Source organism: Bacteroides sp. ET489 (assembly GCF_030518095.1).
Taxonomy (GTDB): Bacteria; Bacteroidota; Bacteroidia; order Bacteroidales; family Bacteroidaceae; genus Bacteroides; species Bacteroides ndongoniae.
Genome location: NZ_JAULLJ010000036.1, coordinates 1 through 18,089, shown reverse-complemented (window position 1 = coordinate 18,089; position 18,089 = coordinate 1). Strand labels below are relative to the sequence as shown.

Annotated in this window: 14 protein-coding genes and 1 pseudogene; 13 read left to right on the top strand and 2 right to left on the bottom strand. The window is 42.0% G+C overall.

All coding sequences use genetic code 11. The features are described from left to right. The first annotated feature begins 64 nt into the window (after window positions 1–64). The 5 genes from Q3C19_RS15220 (at window position 65) to Q3C19_RS15200 (ending at window position 3,686) form a co-directional block, all read left to right on the top strand. Window positions 65–1,363 (top strand): phenylacetate--CoA ligase family protein, encoded by a 1,299-nt coding sequence (locus Q3C19_RS15220; RefSeq protein ID WP_022162816.1) that lies wholly within the window; start codon window positions 65–67, stop codon window positions 1,361–1,363. 121 nt (window positions 1,364–1,484) lie between these two features. Continuing rightward, window positions 1,485–1,910 carry an ACT domain protein gene (locus tag Q3C19_RS15215; RefSeq protein ID WP_022162817.1) on the top strand — a complete coding sequence of 142 codons (426 nt, stop codon included), beginning with the start codon at window positions 1,485–1,487 and terminating at the stop codon, window positions 1,908–1,910. Between the two features lie 122 nt (window positions 1,911–2,032). Then, window positions 2,033–2,836, top strand: a complete 804-nt coding sequence (locus Q3C19_RS15210) for an outer membrane protein assembly factor BamD (protein ID WP_022162818.1) — start codon at window positions 2,033–2,035, stop codon at window positions 2,834–2,836. A 59-nt stretch (window positions 2,837–2,895) separates the two neighbouring features. Continuing rightward, window positions 2,896–3,231: a DNA-directed RNA polymerase subunit omega gene (locus Q3C19_RS15205; protein WP_022162819.1), complete on the top strand. Its 336-nt coding sequence runs from the start codon at window positions 2,896–2,898 to the stop codon at window positions 3,229–3,231. Beyond that, complete coding sequence (locus tag Q3C19_RS15200; protein WP_022162820.1) at window positions 3,231–3,686, top strand: DUF4293 domain-containing protein; 456 nt, start codon at window positions 3,231–3,233, stop codon at window positions 3,684–3,686. The genes Q3C19_RS15205 and Q3C19_RS15200 overlap by 1 nt, the downstream gene beginning before the upstream one ends. Before the next feature lie 62 nt (window positions 3,687–3,748). Here the strand turns inward: Q3C19_RS15200 and Q3C19_RS15195 are convergent, their stop codons facing one another. Further along, window positions 3,749–4,438: a porin family protein gene (locus Q3C19_RS15195; protein WP_071150712.1), complete on the bottom strand. Its 690-nt coding sequence runs from the start codon at window positions 4,436–4,438 to the stop codon at window positions 3,749–3,751. A gap of 8 nt (window positions 4,439–4,446) precedes the next feature. After that, window positions 4,447–6,243 carry a LysM peptidoglycan-binding domain-containing protein gene (locus tag Q3C19_RS15190; protein WP_302730439.1) on the bottom strand — a complete coding sequence of 599 codons (1,797 nt, stop codon included), beginning with the start codon at window positions 6,241–6,243 and terminating at the stop codon, window positions 4,447–4,449. Window positions 6,244–6,450: 207 nt separating this feature from the next. Here Q3C19_RS15190 and uvrA point away from each other — a divergent pair, with 207 nt between their 5' ends. From uvrA to Q3C19_RS15150, 8 genes and pseudogenes are all read left to right on the top strand, one after another. Beyond that, window positions 6,451–9,294, top strand: a complete 2,844-nt coding sequence (gene uvrA / locus Q3C19_RS15185) for an excinuclease ABC subunit UvrA (protein WP_302730437.1) — start codon at window positions 6,451–6,453, stop codon at window positions 9,292–9,294. Between the two features lie 255 nt (window positions 9,295–9,549). Then, window positions 9,550–10,023: a Cys-tRNA(Pro) deacylase gene (gene ybaK, locus Q3C19_RS15180; protein ID WP_022162824.1), complete on the top strand. Its 474-nt coding sequence runs from the start codon at window positions 9,550–9,552 to the stop codon at window positions 10,021–10,023. Between the two features lie 231 nt (window positions 10,024–10,254). Then, window positions 10,255–11,808: a peptide MFS transporter gene (locus tag Q3C19_RS15175; RefSeq protein WP_071149663.1), complete on the top strand. Its 1,554-nt coding sequence runs from the start codon at window positions 10,255–10,257 to the stop codon at window positions 11,806–11,808. A 408-nt stretch (window positions 11,809–12,216) separates the two neighbouring features. Beyond that, complete coding sequence (locus tag Q3C19_RS15170; protein WP_071149662.1) at window positions 12,217–12,543, top strand: PadR family transcriptional regulator; 327 nt, start codon at window positions 12,217–12,219, stop codon at window positions 12,541–12,543. A 75-nt stretch (window positions 12,544–12,618) separates the two neighbouring features. Then, entirely contained in the window at window positions 12,619–13,671 is a 1,053-nt protein-coding gene (locus tag Q3C19_RS15165; protein WP_022162827.1) for a PspC domain-containing protein, read from the top strand. Window positions 13,672–14,352: 681 nt separating this feature from the next. Further along, the gene (locus tag Q3C19_RS15160) at window positions 14,353–15,462 is read left to right on the top strand and encodes a hypothetical protein (protein WP_159434479.1); all 1,110 of its coding nucleotides are present in this window, start codon (window positions 14,353–14,355) and stop codon (window positions 15,460–15,462) included. Window positions 15,463–16,493: 1,031 nt separating this feature from the next. Further along, window positions 16,494–17,639, top strand: coding sequence for a DUF4221 family protein (locus tag Q3C19_RS15155; RefSeq protein ID WP_302730433.1), 1,146 nt, complete (start codon window positions 16,494–16,496; stop codon window positions 17,637–17,639). Window positions 17,640–17,698: 59 nt separating this feature from the next. Further along, window positions 17,699–18,089 (top strand): annotated as a pseudogene (locus Q3C19_RS15150) (hypothetical protein); the annotation flags it as partial.

Here is an 18,089-nt window from a genome sequence, read left to right as displayed (position 1 = left end):
ATCTTATCTGAATAGGATTTTGCGGAAAATCTAATAACCATTAATGTTAATACAACAAAGCACAATGATTTGGAACGAAAACATTGAATGCATGGATCGTGAAAACCTCCGTAAGATTCAAAGCATTCGCCTGAAGAAAACCGTAGAGCGCGTATATCACGATACTCCTTTTTATCGTAAAAAAATGCAGGAACTGGGTATAACTCCAGATGATATAAACGACATCAGCGATATTGTAAAACTACCGTTTACCACCAAGTATGATTTAAGAGACAACTATCCGTTTGGACTATGCGCAGTACCGATGAGCCAGATTGTACGTATACATGCTTCTTCCGGTACGACCGGAAAGCCTACCGTAGTAGGATACACGCGCAAAGACCTTTCGGTATGGGCCGAATGCTTGTCACGTGCTTTTACAGCATACGGAGCAGGTCCTTCTGACATATTCCAGATTTCGTACGGATACGGTCTGTTTACCGGTGGACTCGGCGCACACGCTGGCGCTGAAAACATAGGTGCTTCGGTTATTCCTATGTCCAGTGGAAATACAGAAAAACAAATTACGCTAATGCACGACTTTGGCTCAACTGTATTATGTTGTACGCCTTCGTATGCTCTATATCTGGCAGACGCCATTAAAGACTCAAAACTTCCGCGCGAAGAATTTCGCCTGAGAGCTGGAGCTTTTGGAGCAGAGCCTTGGACTGAGAACATGCGGAAAGACATCGAAGCCAAATTAGGCATTAAAGCGTATGATATTTACGGCTTGAGCGAGATCGCCGGTCCTGGAGTAGGGTACGAGTGTGAGTGCCAGAACGGTACTCATCTAAATGAAGACCATTTCTTCCCGGAAATCGTAGATCCCAAAACACTGGAGCCTGTAGCTCCGGGAGAAACGGGAGAACTAGTATTTACGCATCTGACCAAAGAAGGCATGCCTTTGCTTCGCTATCGCACTAAAGATTTGACTGCCCTGCACTACGACAAATGTCCATGCGGACGTACATTGGTACGTATGGATCGAATCCTAGGACGTAGCGACGATATGCTTATCATCAGAGGAGTAAACGTTTTCCCCACTCAAATTGAGTCTGTTATACTTGAAATGCCTGAATTTGAGCCACACTACTTGTTATTAGTAGACCGAAAGAACAATACGGATACGATGGAATTGCAGGTTGAAGTCCGCCCAGAGTTCTACTCGGATGAAATAAACAAAATGTTGGCCATGAAAAAGAAGCTGACAGCCCGTTTGCAAAGTGTATTGGGACTGGGAGTAGATGTTCGCCTGGTAGAGCCAAGAAGCATAGAGCGCAGCGTCGGAAAAGCTAAAAGAGTAATCGACAACAGAAAACTTTAAATCGCTTTCGATCGAAGAAGAATCACCCGATTGTTCCATTCGGGAAGATTCTTCCCGATCATAAGTTGAAATAAATGGGAAACATAACGGTAATATCAACTTTTTATTTTCAGTTAATAAAATGGTAGCAAAACAACTTTCGATTTTCTTGGAAAATAAGTCTGGCCGTCTGACAGAAGTGACAGAAGTTCTGGCCAAAGAAGGAGTAAACTTGTCTGCCCTCTGTATTGCAGAAAATGCAGACTTCGGCATCTTACGTGGAATTGTCTCCGAACCGGACAAAGCATATAAGGCTTTAAAGGATAATCATTTCGCAGTAAATGTTACAGATGTAATAGGAATCAGTTGCCCCAATATCCCCGGGTCACTGGCCAAAGTATTACGCTATTTGTCCGATGAAGGAGTCTTTATCGAATATATGTATTCATTTGCCAATGGCAATACTGCCAATGTGATTATCCGGCCTAACGATATGGAAAATTGTATCCGCGTGCTGACAGAAAGAAAAGTCGACCTGTTGGCCGCAAACGACCTGTACCGCTTATAGAAAATAAAAGGGCATTTATCCTCAAAAATGCCCTTTCTATCGGGTTTTTGAAAAATTAATGCTGGTATCGTTGCTTTATTCGGCACTAACCTCTATCTTTGTGCATTATTTGAATAAAAGTAATGAAAAAGAACATATTAATAATTTTGCTGTCAGCTTTGCTACTGCCCTCATGCGGAGAATACAATAAATTACTGAAAAGTACTGATTATGAGTACAAGTATGAAGCTGCAAAGAATTACTTTGCCAAAGGGCAATATAACCGTGCTGCAACTTTGCTTAATGAATTGATCGCCATTCTGAAAGGTACAGATAAAGCAGAAGAATCCCTGTATATGCTGGGAATGAGTTATTATAATCAGAAGGATTATCAGACTGCCGCACAAACGTTTATTCAGTACTACAACGTATATCCTCGTGGTATATATACAGAGTTGGCACGTTTCCATGCCGGAAAAGCTCTCTATCTTGACACTCCAGAACCCCGTTTGGATCAGTCTGGCACCTACACTGCCATACAGCAACTTCAGATGTTTATGGAGTATTTCCCGCAAAGTTCAAGAAAGGAAGAAGCCCAGAATATGATATTTGCCTTGCAAGACAAGCTGGTTATGAAGGAATATCTTTCAGCCAAGATGTATTACAATTTAGGCAATTATCTCGGAAACAACTACCTTTCATGCGTAATTACCGCACAAAATGCCCTTAAGGATTATCCTTATACCAACCTTCGTGAGGACTTGTCGATACTTATCTTACGTGCCAAATACGAAATGGCCATCAACAGTGTAGACGATAAAAAGCCCGAGCGCTATCGTGAAACGGTAGACGAGTATTATGCTTTCAAAAATGAGTTTCCCGAAAGCAAATATCTGAAAGATGCAGAACGCATTTTCCAAGAGTCAAGAAAAGTATTAGGTGAATAAAAAACACCTATCAAATAATACAAAGAAATACGTGAATTTTAAATTAGATAAAAAGATTTATGGATTACAGAAAAACGAATGCTCCAACAACTACGGTAACCCGTGACATGATGGAATTGTGTGAGGATACCGGTAATGTGTATGAAACTGTTGCGATCATAGCCAAACGCGCTAATCAAATCAGCGTGGAGATCAAAAATGACCTCTCCAAGAAATTGGCCGAATTCGCTTCTTATAACGACAACTTGGAAGAAGTATTCGAAAATCGCGAACAGATTGAGATCTCCCGTTATTATGAGAAACTGCCTAAACCGACCTTGATAGCTACACAGGAATATATCGAGGGAAAGATTTATTATCGTAATCCGGCTAAGGAAAAAGAAAAATTACAGTAATGATACAGCGCATCCAATCCGTCTATCTGCTATTGGTGACGATTTTATTGGTCATGACGGCTTTTATGCCAATAGGGTATTTCATCGAAACAGACAATATTACGACTCATATCTTCAAGCCATTAGGCGTATCACTTGCGAATGGAGAGTTTCAATCCACATGGGGATTGTTCGGTATACTGATATTGAGTGCCATCATAGCTTTCGGCACTATATTCCTTTATCGTAACCGCATGCTGCAAATACGCATGACAATCTTCAGCAGCATCTTGCTGGTTGGCTTTTATATTGCCTTTCTGGTATTTATGTTCGTATTGAAAGAAGATTTAAATGCAGGTTTCCATTTAAAATGGGCCTTAAGCTTGCCCGTTATATGCATCATATTGAATTACCTTTCATTCCGTGCCATTTATCGGGACGAAGTAATGGTAAGAGCTGCAGATAGACTAAGATAAAAACAATTTTCAATTTTATAAAAGAGGCACGAATGTTGAAAAACAAATTCGTGCCTCTTTTATTATCTTTTCAAGTCAAACAAATAGGTGATTTTAGCAGATATCACACCATGCGCCGAACGGGAAAAATAATCTTTCTTTGTACTATGATAGAAGTCCGATAATGCATAATAGTAACGCCCTTCCAGCAGAAAATTCCCAATACCAGTACGTATTTCAAGTCCGGCACCACCTGCAATACCATAGTCAAACTTATTTTCTACAGGCTTGTCATGCTGTTCTACCGTGATACCCGAATAATTATCCCAATTATCACTCATTGTATAGCTTTCACTCAAGAAAAAGCCAATTTGCGGACCAGCGTGAATAAAGAACTGCACTCCTCTTTGTTCTTTTCCGAAAGCCAGATGAGCCAGGAAAGGGATTTCCACATAATTCATCTTACGCGTATATTGCAGCTCCGGATAATCTTCGTAGAATTCATCCCAACCGTGCTGTGAGAAGTTTATTTCAATCTGTGCTCCACAAATCATCTTAAAATATCGCTCGGAAATATATCTGGCAGTGATTCCGCCTGTCATTCCCATCAGATTTTTTTGTCGTACGCTCGGCGAGAAAGTCACACTGTTCAGATTGACACCTCCGTTAATACCTATGGCAAAATTATGCCGTTGTTCACCGACCTGCGCATGTACAGGTACAGCACATGCTCCCATCAATAAGGTCGTACCGATTATTGTTTTCAGTTTCATCACACAATTCAATCAAAATCAAGTTTCACCAGCTCATAATTCTTTGTAAAACGGACAAAGAAAACTTTTTTGTTTACAAATCCTCCCCAATTGTTGACACGCTGGAATTTGAACCCTGTCTGTATAGGTGCAAAATCCATTCTTTGAAGATTATTCTCCAATTCGCTTCCGTAGCGTGCCAGTCCTTTAAGGAAGAAATAGCCTGTATCAAATCCTAACATTCCATATTTGGGATAACGCTCATCCATATCTTTTCCATACCAGCGCCGATAATTACGTGTGAAGTTCTTGGCTGCAGGGAACAGATCGTTCGTATAGAAAGAGGAATAAAAGTATGTATCCAACTCAAAAAATGATTCCAGATGATCCTTGGTATATGTCTGCCATTCCGGATAACCAAACATGTGAATACTGAATTCCGGATTCTCGCGAACCAGTAGAGTTAGTTGGGGCAAACATTTGATTAAAACCAGATTGCTTCCGGATGTCGGAATGAATATATTCTCCCGGCCAGTCTTAAGCGCACTTTTCAACGCTTCCACCGAAGCATCCTCATCCAGGGTAGCCATCGGAATAGAGCGGTTACGCAATTCATCTTTCAGGCCTTTGATGAAATCCGCCTTATCTTTGGTTTTGCTATTCGCCTCGATAAAGATTACGTTTGCATTGGGGAACTGACGAACAAAGTGATCATATACTTCCGAATACAGATAAGATTGGGGAGTATTAATCTGATAAATAGCCGGATTACGGAACACCGTATTGTCTTTCGAAGTAAACGGAATAACCAGACGGATATCATTTTTCTTCGCAAAATCAGCCAACGGCTTGATTTGCTGCTGCTGCAGCGGACCGAATATAATATCCATATTCTTCATTTCGTTTTTCGAAAGAATATCATTCAGCGAATTTACATTCGCTCCGGAATTATACGTATAAAGGTCAATCGAAGTACCACTGCGTTTTAAACTATCGACAGCCATCAAAAAGCCTTCGTAATACTCTACCATTCGGGCCGACTCGCTACGCGATGCAGCATCGGGCAAAAACGGAAGAATAACAGCAGCCTTAATCGTACTGATACGTTCCGCTTCCTTTTTGTTTTCACTGAACAGTTCGTTGTTGGTCGGTATCGTCTGTGGCTTTGCATTTCCGGCATTTGCAGTTGTAGTAGGATAGGGGATGCACAAGAACGAACCCTTCTTTATCTTGTTTTTCCCTTTCAATTCCGGATTTGCTTCAATCAGTTCTGCCTCGGTAATGCCGTATTCCTTGCTGATGCTGTAAATGGTTTCTTTCCGCTTTACCTTATGCATATCACGGCAGCGAGATTGTACAGCAGCCGGAATTTCACTGGCAACATCAGCTGTTTTAGATGAATTATCAATATCCGAAACAACCGGAGTTTCGTCCGGAGCCGGAATCCGGATAACCTGTCCGATACGGAAATTTTCAGCACTCAGTCCCGGATTGGCATCGCAAATAGCTTTTGCAGAAACATTGTATTTCACTGTCAGCCGATATAAAGTCTCACCGGCTTCAATGGTATGGAATGTTTCTTTCTGGCTGCCTGTTGTGTTTCGTGGAATGCGCAGTGTATGTCCTATATAGATTTTCTGATCGCTGCCAGGATTCATTTTTACGATATCAGCCTGGCTGACGCCATACATGCTGGCAATAGAATACAGACTTTGTCCTTTTTCAATAGTATGCAATATATAAGTCTGGTTTTCTTGTGCGTTTACTGTCAATCCGCAGATGCAGGCCAATAAAAACAAGCAGACACTCCGGTTAATCGTTCTCATCTATTACTAATTATATCGATAGTTACATTTAATATTTCCCAAACCTAATGCAAAGTTAAGAATATTATGTCATTTCAGCCAAAAGAATGAGTTAAGAAATAATATTCTACTTTCCAAAGCCGAAAAATAATCCATTTAAAATGATATTCGGATGGAAACGCTTATTTTTGCATGAAGTTTATAGCCGATTTAAACCCTATTTATCACATGCAAGAAGAATCTGAATATATCAATGTATATGGTGCCCGGGTGCATAACCTGAAAAATATTGATGCGGAAATTCCCCGAAACAGCCTGACGGTAATTACCGGACTTAGCGGAAGCGGTAAATCCTCACTGGCTTTCGATACGATTTTTGCTGAAGGACAACGTCGTTACATCGAAACGTTTTCAGCTTATGCACGCAACTTCTTAGGCAACTTGGAACGCCCCGATGTCGACAAGATTACCGGATTAAGCCCCGTAATATCCATTGAGCAGAAAACCACCAATAAAAATCCACGCTCCACTGTCGGAACAACAACCGAGATATACGATTACCTGCGCCTTCTCTATGCCCGTGCCGGTGATGCATATTCTTACCTGTCGGGAGAGAAGATGGTAAAGTACACCGAAGAGCAGATTCTGGACCTGATATTGAAAGATTACAAAGGAAAGAAAATATACATTCTTTCTCCGCTGGTACGCAACCGGAAAGGACATTATAAAGAATTGTTCGAACAGATCCGCAAAAAGGGCTATCTGTATGTACGGGTCGACCAAAAAATCTGTGAAGCCCTTCCAGGCATGAAACTGGACCGTTATAAGAATCACGATATAGAAGTTGTCATAGATAAACTGATTGTTTCAGAAAAGGATGATAACCGTCTGAAAAGCAGCCTATCTACAGCGATGAAGCAAGGCGATGGACTGATCATGGTTTTGGATGCTGACAACGAAACGGTCCGCCATTACAGCAAGCGTCTGATGTGTCCTGTCACAGGGCTCTCTTACCGTGACCCGGCACCGCATAATTTCTCTTTCAACTCCCCTCAGGGAGCTTGCCCCAAATGTAAGGGATTGGGTGTCATCAGCCAGATAGATATTGACAAAGTAATCCCCAACCGCGAACTGTCCATTTACGAAGGAGCTTTAGCCCCCGTAGGGAAATACAAGAACAGTATGATATTCTGGCAAATAGATGCCTTGCTGGAGAAATACGAAGCTAACCTGAAAACTCCTGCGAAAGATTTGCCGGACGAAGCCATCGAAGAGATTCTTTACGGTTCCGACGAACGCATAAAAATAAAAAGCTCATTGATCGGTACATCTTCCGACTATTTTGTAACGTTCGAAGGGGTTGTAAAATACATCCAGATGCTGCAGGAAAAAGATTCCTCTGCCACAGCCCAGAAATGGGCCGAACAGTTTGCCAAGACTGCCGTCTGCCCCGAATGTCAGGGAGCCAAACTGAACAAGGAAGCTCTTTCGTTCCGCATCCACGACAAGAACATCTACGAACTTTCCAGCATGGATATCAAGGATTTGTACGAATGGTTACAGAATGTAGATCCATACCTGGACAGTAAGCAAAAACAGATTGCAGCCGAAATCCTGAAAGAAATACGGACACGGCTCAAATTCCTGTTGGATGTAGGTCTCGACTATCTGTCCCTGAACCGCAGTGCCGTCAGCCTTTCCGGAGGTGAAAGCCAGCGTATTAGACTGGCCACTCAGATAGGTTCGCAACTGGTCAATGTCCTCTATATCTTAGACGAACCCAGTATCGGACTTCATCAGCGCGACAACCAGCGCCTGATATATTCATTAAAGGAACTGCGCGATTTAGGCAACACAGTTATTGTCGTCGAACACGACAAAGACATGATGCTGGCTGCTGACTATGTCATCGACATGGGACCCAAAGCTGGCCGCTTGGGTGGAGAAGTCGTTTTTGCCGGTACGCCACAGGAAATGCTACGTACCCACACCCTGACTTCTCGTTACCTCAACGGCGAATGTGCCATCGAGGTACCTGCCGAGCGCCGCAAAGGCAACGGACACAGCATCTGGCTGCGTGGCGCCAAAGGCAATAATCTGAAAAACATTGATGTAGAATTTCCTTTAGGCAAGCTGATCTGCATAACAGGCGTGTCCGGAAGTGGAAAATCTACTTTGATTAACGAAACATTGCAGCCCATTCTGTCGCAGAAGTTCTACCGCTCACTGCAAGACCCGCTGGCATACGACAGCATCGAAGGTCTGGAGTATATCGACAAGGTTGTCAATGTAGACCAGTCGCCATTAGGACGTACCCCACGTTCCAACCCAGCCACATACACCGGCGTATTTTCCGACATCCGCAACTTGTTTGTAGGCCTGCCCGAAGCCAAGATCCGTGGTTACAAGCCCGGCCGTTTCTCGTTCAACGTCAGCGGAGGACGCTGCGAAGCCTGTCAGGGAAACGGATACAAGACCATCGAAATGAATTTCCTGCCAGACGTATACGTACCCTGCGAAGTATGCCACGGTAAACGTTACAATCGGGAGACACTCGAAGTACGTTTCAAAGGAAAATCCATCGCCGACGTTCTGGACATGACCATCAACTGCGCAGTCGAATTCTTTGAGAACGTTCCGCAAATACTGAACAAGATAAAAGTAATACAGGAGGTCGGATTGGGCTATATCAAGCTGGGACAATCGTCCACAACCCTGTCCGGTGGCGAAAGCCAGCGCGTCAAGCTGGCGACGGAACTGTCCAAACGCGATACGGGTAAAACCCTGTATATTCTGGACGAACCGACTACCGGTCTGCATTTCGAAGACATTCGTGTACTGATGAACGTGCTGAACAGACTTGTCGACAAAGGCAATACGGTCATTGTCATCGAGCACAATCTGGATGTTATCAAGATGGCCGATTATATTATCGACATGGGTCCCGAAGGAGGGAAGGGGGGAGGCCAGGTCCTGTCTTGTGGCACTCCGGAAGAAGTGGCCGAAAGCCCTAAAGGATTCACGCCCCGATTCCTCAAGGAAGAGTTGGAACTGGCAAAGAAACAGAAATAAGATTTCCCGCCGGTGTTCAATTTATGATAAATATAACTCAACTTTGATTTCGTCGATTTTCTATTCGCAAGCTCAAGTTGCAGTTGACGAATTCACAAGTTGACGAATAAACAAGGCGTTTGCAGCAAGCCGTCTCAAGCGGCACTTCATCAAACAGGGCATTCCGAGCCTTGCAAACCTGTTGGCTGAAGCCTTGTAAACTAATAAGTTGAGCATTTGCAAAACGTAAAAATGTAACATAAAGGATAAAACGAAATGAAAATCAATAAGACCAATGCCGCAAGGCTACTAGACAAGGCTAAAATAGCCTACGAATTAATTCCTTACGAAGTGGACGAAGCAGATCTCAGCGCCGTCCATGTGGCAGCCAGCCTGGGCGAAGACATCAATTGCGTATTCAAAACCCTGGTGCTCCATGGCGACAAGTCCGGTTACTTTGTCTGCGTCATTCCCGGCGAAAATGAAGTCGACCTGAAACTGGCCGCCAAAGTATCGGGTAATAAAAAGTGCGACCTGATACCGGTCAAGGAACTGCTTCCACTGACAGGCTACATACGCGGCGGCTGTTCTCCCATCGGTATGAAAAAACAATTTCCTACCTACATTCACGAAACATGTATGCAGCATCCATACATTTATATCAGTGCCGGTGTCCGTGGCCTGCAGCTAAAGCTGGCTCCACAGGACCTTATCAAGGAAGTACGGGCAGAAGTCTGTACACTGTTCTGATATTCATGTACAATGAAAAGTATTCCGATTGTCCAGGCACCTTCTATTGACATTAACTTCTACAAGCCTTACTGACAATTTGTTCCTATCAAGGGTATGCAAGCCATATAAATCTTGCATACCCTTTCTATTTTTCAGCTTATTTTAGTGTATTATCTCACCCAAAAGTATATATTTGCAACTATTATTATTTGAAAAACATATTTAGTCACTATTTAAAAAATTAATTCTATGTTCAACAAACATCCTAAGGGTCTGATTCCTGCGGCACTTTCAAACATGGGTGAGCGTTTCGGCTACTACATCATGAATGCCGTACTAGTATTATTCCTTTGTTCTAAATTCGGTATCAGCGAAGAAAAAAGTACACTGATTTATTCATTCTTTTATGCCGGCATTTACCTTTTAAGCCTCATAGGCGGTTACATAGCCGACAAAAAACAAAATTATAAAGGCACAATCATGGCCGGTCTTGTCATTATGGCTGTCGGCTACATCGTTCTTTCATTCCCCATTACTGCAAATTCAGGAAACATCACCTGGTTACTGACACTGACTTGTGCCGCCCTTTTCCTCATCGCATTCGGTAACGGTCTGTTCAAGGGCAACCTCCAGGCCATCGTTGGTCAGATGTACGACGACCTGGAAGCAGAAGCCGCCAAGAAAGGCGAAAAAGAACTGAAGATTGCCAAAAGCAAGCGCGACTCCGGTTTCCAGATCTTCTACGTATTCATCAACATCGGTGGTCTTATCGCTCCGTTCGTAGCTCCGCTTCTGCGTAGCTGGTGGCTGAACGCACACAACATGGTTTACAACGCCAGCCTTCCTGCCCTGTGCCACGAATATATCGAAAAGGCAGAGCAGATGTCAGCCGAAGCACTGGGCAACCTCAACCAACTGATGGCGCAATGTGTAGGCGATACCGCCAATATGGCTGACTCGTGCGCACAATATCTCCAGATTTTCAATGAAGGTATCCACTATTCGTTCCTGGCATCGGTAGCGGCCATGTTCATTTCACTGATTATCTTCCTCGTAACCAAGAAGCAATTCCCCAATCCGGGAAAGAAAGAGGCTGTTGCTGCCGTTCAGTATTCCGAAGAAGAAAAACAGGCGATGGCAAAAGAAATCAAACAACGTCTTTATGCTCTGTTTGCAGTGTTGGGAGTCGTTATTTTCTTCTGGTTCTCATTCCATCAGAACGGAACATCCCTCTCGCTGTTTGCCCGCGACTTTGTTAATACCACTACCATTGCTCCCGAAATATGGCAGGCTGTCAATCCATTCTTTGTTATCACGCTGACTCCGATCATCATGATGATTTTCGGATCTATGGCTCGCAAAGGCAAAGAAATATCCACTCCCCGCAAGATTGCCATCGGTATGCTGATTGCAGGACTTGCTTACCTGTTCCTTTCCGTATACTCCTTCTCGCAAGGTTATCCGTCTGCAACCGAGTTCCGCGAGCTCCCCATCGACCAGCAAGTGAAAGCCGGAGCATGGGTATTGATCGTTCTCTATTTCCTTCTTACCGTTGCCGAACTCTTCATCTCGCCGCTCGGACTCTCGTTCGTGTCCAAAGTTGCTCCCAAGCATCTTCTCGGTCTCTGCCAAGGACTCTGGCTGGGTGCTACGGCTGTCGGTAACCTCTTGCTGTGGATTGGTCCGCTTATGTACAATGCCATCCCCATCGGTTATTGCTGGGCCATATTCCTGATCGTTTGTCTTATCTCCATGGGAGTCATGCTCGCTATGGTGAAATGGCTCGAAAGAGTAGCTAAGTAACCACAACGTTCCTAACATAAGAAGAAGGCAGCTGAATCACAAGAAATCAGCTGCCTTCTTTTATTTTCTGCCTGTCAGCTTTTCTCCTTGCCAACTTTGTGCATATTCTGCATACATTATCCCGTATTTTTTCCCCAGTTAGGAAAAAATATCTTCCCAGTTAGAAAAAAAAATTTTCCTAACTGGGAAAAAATTACCCCTCTTGCTATCATCGTACCCCATCTGTACTTGTAGGTATTTCTTCTTACCTCGCAATCGGCTTCTGCACTGTTATTCCTGTATCTCTCAAACCTACAGTATAGGACATACACCACTTCTCAAATCGTTAATATAGTATAATTATATAGTATTATGCAATACAAGGTACTCATATAATACATATATTTGTGCTATACAAAACAATTAACCATGAATGTAGACAACGTAAAATCGCAAATGCGGAAGGGAATGCTGGAATACTGTATCATGCTTCTGCTGCACAAAGAACCGGCCTACGCTTCCGACATCATATCGAAACTGAAAGAAGCCCGGTTGATAGTAGTGGAGGGAACACTATATCCACTGCTGACCCGCCTGAAAAACGACGGTTTGCTCAGTTACGAATGGGTTGAATCAACGCAAGGACCACCACGCAAATATTATCGGCTGACAGAAAAGGGAGAGACTTTTCTCGGTGAGCTGGAAGTGTCGTGGCGGGAACTGAACGAAACCGTCAATCACATAGCCAACCGATAAGCCCAGTCCTCGACTCTTTTATGCAGGACTATCCAACGAACAATAAACGAATTAATTAATAAACAGAAGAACACAATGAAAAAGACTTTAACTGTAAATTTAGGAGGAACCGTGTTCAACATAGACGAAGACGCTTATCGTCTTCTCGACAACTATCTCAATAATCTGAAGCTGCATTTTCGCAAACATTCAAGTGCTGAAGAAATTGTAGACGACATCGAGCTACGCATTTCCGAACTGTTTGCCGAAAAATTGCAGACTGGTGCCCAAGTCATCACCATAACTGATGTAGAGGAAGTCATAGCACGCATGGGAAAACCGGAAGATATGGATACAGACACCGAACCGTCTTCGGACGAAAATACGAAAACAACCGGACATCGCCGTTTCTTCCGCAATCCGGACGACAAGATGCTGGGTGGCGTCATCAGTGGTGCGGCAGCCTATTTTGGCCTTAATGTCACCACGCTTCGTCTGGCAATGGTCTTTCTGCTGATTTTCTCTTTCAAAATACTGATACCGCTCTACATCATTTGCTGGATTATTGTTCCCGAAGCCCGGACTGCTGCCGAGAAACTGAGTATGCGTGGCGAAGCCGTCACTGTAGAGAACATCGGCAAAACTGTCACCGACGGATTCGAAAAGGTAGGAAATGGGGTAAACGAATACATCCGGTCGGACAAGCCACGCTCTTTTCTTGCATCGTTGGGCAATGCCATAGTCACCGTTGTCGGATGGATATTGAAAATGGGACTAATTGCTATTGCCGTTATCTGCAGCCCTGTACTCTTTATCTTTGCCGTCGTCTTTGTTGCGTTGCTTTTCATGGCTATCGTTATCGGCATTGGCGGGGGAGCAGCATTGCTGTCTCTGTTTCCTACCACCGATATCATATTGCCCATCTCGCCAATGTCAACTATTGTCATGTACATTGCAGGTACCCTGATGCTGGGCATCCCTTTGCTGGGCATTGTTTATGGCGTTTGCCGCTCTATGCTCAAGTGGCAGGCCATGGCTACTGGATTAAAATGGACACTGTTGATTCTTTGGGTGGTTAGTACCGCCATATTTGCCATCAGCTTCACAATGAACGGGTTCGACCTTCCAGATCTGCTGATCCATATATAATCTCAGCTTCCCTCTGTTTTTTTGTGTCCAGCCTGTGTGTCTTTCGGATAAAAAAGTGGGGCGTATCTCGCCCCGACAGGTACGAGAAACATACGGGCCGGACACAATGTTATACATACAAAGCTTTTTGTTAGCCAATCGAAGATACAGACACAAAGATATTACATAAAAGCAATAATTTGTAACATTATTCATTTGAACTATCCGACTTTATTCTTATTTTTGCTTTGTTAATCTGAGAAACATTTACTGACTCCTTCATCATAGAGAGAATACACAGAATTTCATGGGGTAGAGGAGTGCAATTTATTCTTAAAATAATAAACACGATGAAAACCAATTTTCTATTCTCTTTCCACCGGATATTCTTCTTTCCGGCGTTTCTGTCCCGACTGTCTGGCAGTTTGTCCGCTGTGTTTGTCCTTTTGTGGCTCGCCGCCTGCTCCCGTCCTCTATGCGAGGGGGTGACTGTCTACGACGATTTCCCGCAGAAGGCGGAATATGCAACGCCGCTGCTTCTCGGAACTACTGTATCGATGTTTTTTTGCTGACAAACAGTCAGATTTAATTGGAGCCAAGGAATATCAACAGCGATGAACTGATGGCAAGATTTAAATAAGCGACACAGAAAAATACTCAGCAACGAAATAAAAATTATCTTTAATGAATTCCAATTTCAATATGAAGAAAATAAGATTCAGATCAATAACAATTTATTTGCTTACAGGGGCAGTGCTAGCCGTAATGGTTGGCTATATGCGTACTTCATATAGACATGAAACGTATCAGTTGAAAGCAGGAGAAATCTTGACGAAAGCTTTGCAGCAGGAGATGCTTTCGCGTGATACGGCCAACCATTTGTTCAGCAGCAATCTCACGGAATCCTTGAATGAAGAATTACCCGATACGGTGCGAGGAAGAATACGTTCCATCCATGGCATACAATCTTACGTTGTCCCTCGGACAAAATACTATGATAATATCAGTGCAAGTAAATTTGTTCGCGACATACATTCTTATTTAATTTTGGAATCGGTGTTAAAAGCAGATTCTTTATATAAAAGTTGGTCTCGATTATTGTCCGATTCGTCGGTTTGCAATCATAATATTGGTTTGCGACTGAAGCAACCTTTATCTGAAACTACCAGTTATGTTCCGGATTCTATTACGGTAACACGTTACGACAGCCTGTGTACCCGGTATATAGGCAGTTATTGCGAAGCAGAAATAACGGCTTTTTCCGATATTTCCTGGTACGATTTGTTGGAATGGACAGATTGGGGATTAATATTCTTGGCAGGAGGGGGAGTTCCATGCCTTTGCTTGTTCTTTGTCCGTCTGAGAAAGTTGTATAAATCTTTATCAGCTCTCCGAAAAACAAAAACGAAAATTCAGGAAGAGGGCGTAAAACCCCGAACGCGAAGTAAAAACAATCGGCTTTACAATTTGGGTATGGAAATCTATTTTGACGCTGAGCAAAACGTACTCTGTAATGAGAATAACAAGACGATTGCTACCCTGTCTGCAACCATGTCTAATTTGTTAGAATGTTTTCTTAAAGCTCCTCATCACACTTTGTCTAAACATGATATTTACCTGGCTATCGGAAAAGAGCTTGAAACCTACTCTTTGGATAGTTTTTATAAGATGATAGGACGCCTTCGGGATAAACTCGAAAGCATATCGCCTGCTACTATATCTAATGATAGAAATGGCTCTTATCAGCTTGTCCTGCCTTCTTCGATAGACAAACAGAAAAAAATGAATCATTCGGATGAAAACGCCAACTGACATCAACTGACATTTTCGATTTTTAATATTATGATAAACAGATATTTATGATTAATGTCAGTTGATGTCAGTTGAAATGATGGTTTATTTCGGTTGTATTTTTTTAATTTTATCGGCAAATTGAAATTCAGGCTATTTACTTGGGAAAGCTATACAATAAATTACGTCTGATTCCTTCCATTTTATTCGTATTTATCGAATATTTTTCGATTTGGTGAGGATCTTTGAGGTTTGGTGAGAGCATGGTGAGGTTTGGTGAGCAGGTCTATGGAAGAAACGAATAGTGATCCAATTTTATTAATGGGCATTTTTATAATGTTGGATTTCAACGATTTATATATTTGTTAGAAATGGTGAGTTGTAATTTTGCATATTGGAATTATGATTTTGTATTTTTGAGAGATAACAATGAAATGAGTTATGCTTTTCTACATGATTACTCAACTTTGACTTCGTCGATTTTCAATCCGTAAGTTCAAGTTACAGTTGACAAGTAACAAGTTGACAAGGCATTTGTAGAAAGCCGTTTCTGGTGGTACTTTATTAAACAGGGCATTCCAGCCCTTGTTGCCTTGTTGACTGAAGACTTGTCAACTACTAAGTTGATCACCTGCGAAACTTAAATATGTTTTATTTAAAAAGGTATGAATATGTTTAATATATGAAAATGAATTTAGAACTTTTATTTATAGGAATCTGTATCTTTCGGCACCCTATAATGTGTGGAAGACAAATTCCATCAGTATGAATATTTGAATGGAAAGATGAATACGAAAAAAAATCTTTTAAAGGTTACTCTTCTAACAGCCGCTGCGGCAATGGCAGTTTATGGCGTTTATGCTCATTAGACAAAGGAAATGATGTCAGGGATGTTATGAAGAAGAATTTGGAAACGTTGACATAAAGTGAAAATGGTAGCTATTGTCGTACGAATGAAGACTATACGGCAATCTGTAACTATTGTAATAAAGAAGTAATCTGCCCTTGTAGATTTTGAATTTAGTATTTAATAATTAAAAAATAAGAAGAATATGAGAACACTATTTTCACTTCTGTTTTGCTGTCTGTTGGGAGCTTGTAATGGAAAAAAAGAGCAGGTAAAGGATATCTGTGAACTGAAAGCTACGGGAGAAGTGAAATCCTTTGAACTTGACAGCGATGTGCGATACAATGCATTCTACTTATATACGTTTTCTGACGAAACAGGTAAAGACTATTTGTCTTTTTTGAATTACCGAACCAATCAGCTTCTTTTTTATGACTGGAAAACAGTCCGTTTTCTTTCAAAAGTAGAGTTGGATGCGGATGGACCGAATGGGGTAGCACAGGTTTCCGGTTACTATGCCAAGGATTTTAACCATCTGTACGTTTCCAGCTATGCCTATAGCGGGTTGATAAGAGTAGATACAACAGGAAGAATTGTTCAGAAAATACCTTATGGTACCACCGCCAAAGGATATAAGGTACTACCGTCTTATACCCCTTCCTCACATCCTTACATCGCTCCTGTTTTTCTTGAAGGGAAGCTGTATATCACTCAGCCGGATATTCCTCGTTTCCATTCTGTGGACGATACTCCTCTCACGGTGCGGATTGATACGACACAACAGGTTTGCGAAGAGTTGCCTTTGACCTATTCCTTGCTGACTTCTGAAGAGAAAAGTGCCAATAATTCGCAGTTTAGCCGCATTTTCGACGGAAAAAACTTTGTTTATTCCTTTTACGTAAGTGAAGATATTGTTGTGGCTTCTGCCGACCATTCCACTATCAAACGAATAAAAGCAGCCAGCCGCTATATTTCTTCTGCCACCGAAGAACAGAAAGATTCGGAAGCAGGTCCTCGTCTTTATCTGGAACTGGCACGTTATGGTGATCTGATTTATGACCCATATAGGAAAATCTATTACCGTTTTGCCTATCCTAAGGTTGATTTAGACAGGAATATGAATTGGTGGGGTAAGGCCGTTTATGGCAGGAAGAAGTTCTCCTTCCTGATTCTTGACAAAGATTTTCAAGTAATAGGCGAGACTCTTTTTCCCGAAGGCATTTACAATTCCTTTGTATTTCTTGTAAACAAAGACGGTCTGTACATAAGCCGTGATTATCAGGTAGGAATGGGTAACCAGTCAGATGATTATATGACTTTCGAACGGTTCGAACTGGTTTCGAAGAAATAAAAAAACGCAACCGAATGAGAGTCATAATAAAGAAATGAAATGGCAATAACAGTGAAATTATGAAAATAGTATTTTATATCATTCTTTGTATCTCTATATTCTCGTGTACTTCTACTAAGAATAATTCAGATTTTGTAGATTTGTCGGAATCGACAATTTTACAATCTCCTGAAACAATATTAAGAATTGAAGACAAATATCCGGTGAGTATAAAAATAGTTGATTCATTACTTTTCGTAATCAACATAAAAGCAGATACATGCATTGATGTTTATAATATTGAGACGAGGCAAAAAATAAAATCTTTAGGCTCTGTAGGATATGGAGCTGATGACTTGATTAACCCTACTTTTATTTTATCAGTAGATGTGGATAGGGTTTTATTGGATGAAGGAAATCTTAAAAAAATAGTGGAAATAGAAAAAGATGATAATGGTGCTTTGCTATTAA

What these genes read in the sequence shown, in the direction of transcription:
- uvrA (WP_302730437.1), top strand. Translation starts at nt 6,451, where the DNA reads ATGCAAGAAGAATCTGAATATATCAATGTATATGGTGCCCGGGTGCAT.
- Q3C19_RS15220 (WP_022162816.1), top strand. Translation starts at nt 65, where the DNA reads ATGATTTGGAACGAAAACATTGAATGCATGGATCGTGAAAACCTCCGT.
- Q3C19_RS15160 (WP_159434479.1), top strand. Translation starts at nt 14,353, where the DNA reads ATGAAGAAAATAAGATTCAGATCAATAACAATTTATTTGCTTACAGGG.
- Q3C19_RS15215 (WP_022162817.1), top strand. Translation starts at nt 1,485, where the DNA reads ATGGTAGCAAAACAACTTTCGATTTTCTTGGAAAATAAGTCTGGCCGT.
- Q3C19_RS15190 (WP_302730439.1), bottom strand. Translation starts at nt 6,243, where the DNA reads ATGAGAACGATTAACCGGAGTGTCTGCTTGTTTTTATTGGCCTGCATC.
- Q3C19_RS15165 (WP_022162827.1), top strand. Translation starts at nt 12,619, where the DNA reads ATGAAAAAGACTTTAACTGTAAATTTAGGAGGAACCGTGTTCAACATA.
- Q3C19_RS15210 (WP_022162818.1), top strand. Translation starts at nt 2,033, where the DNA reads ATGAAAAAGAACATATTAATAATTTTGCTGTCAGCTTTGCTACTGCCC.
- Q3C19_RS15155 (WP_302730433.1), top strand. Translation starts at nt 16,494, where the DNA reads ATGAGAACACTATTTTCACTTCTGTTTTGCTGTCTGTTGGGAGCTTGT.
- Q3C19_RS15175 (WP_071149663.1), top strand. Translation starts at nt 10,255, where the DNA reads ATGTTCAACAAACATCCTAAGGGTCTGATTCCTGCGGCACTTTCAAAC.
- Q3C19_RS15195 (WP_071150712.1), bottom strand. Translation starts at nt 4,438, where the DNA reads ATGAAACTGAAAACAATAATCGGTACGACCTTATTGATGGGAGCATGT.
- Q3C19_RS15170 (WP_071149662.1), top strand. Translation starts at nt 12,217, where the DNA reads ATGAATGTAGACAACGTAAAATCGCAAATGCGGAAGGGAATGCTGGAA.
- ybaK (WP_022162824.1), top strand. Translation starts at nt 9,550, where the DNA reads ATGAAAATCAATAAGACCAATGCCGCAAGGCTACTAGACAAGGCTAAA.
- Q3C19_RS15205 (WP_022162819.1), top strand. Translation starts at nt 2,896, where the DNA reads ATGGATTACAGAAAAACGAATGCTCCAACAACTACGGTAACCCGTGAC.
- Q3C19_RS15200 (WP_022162820.1), top strand. Translation starts at nt 3,231, where the DNA reads ATGATACAGCGCATCCAATCCGTCTATCTGCTATTGGTGACGATTTTA.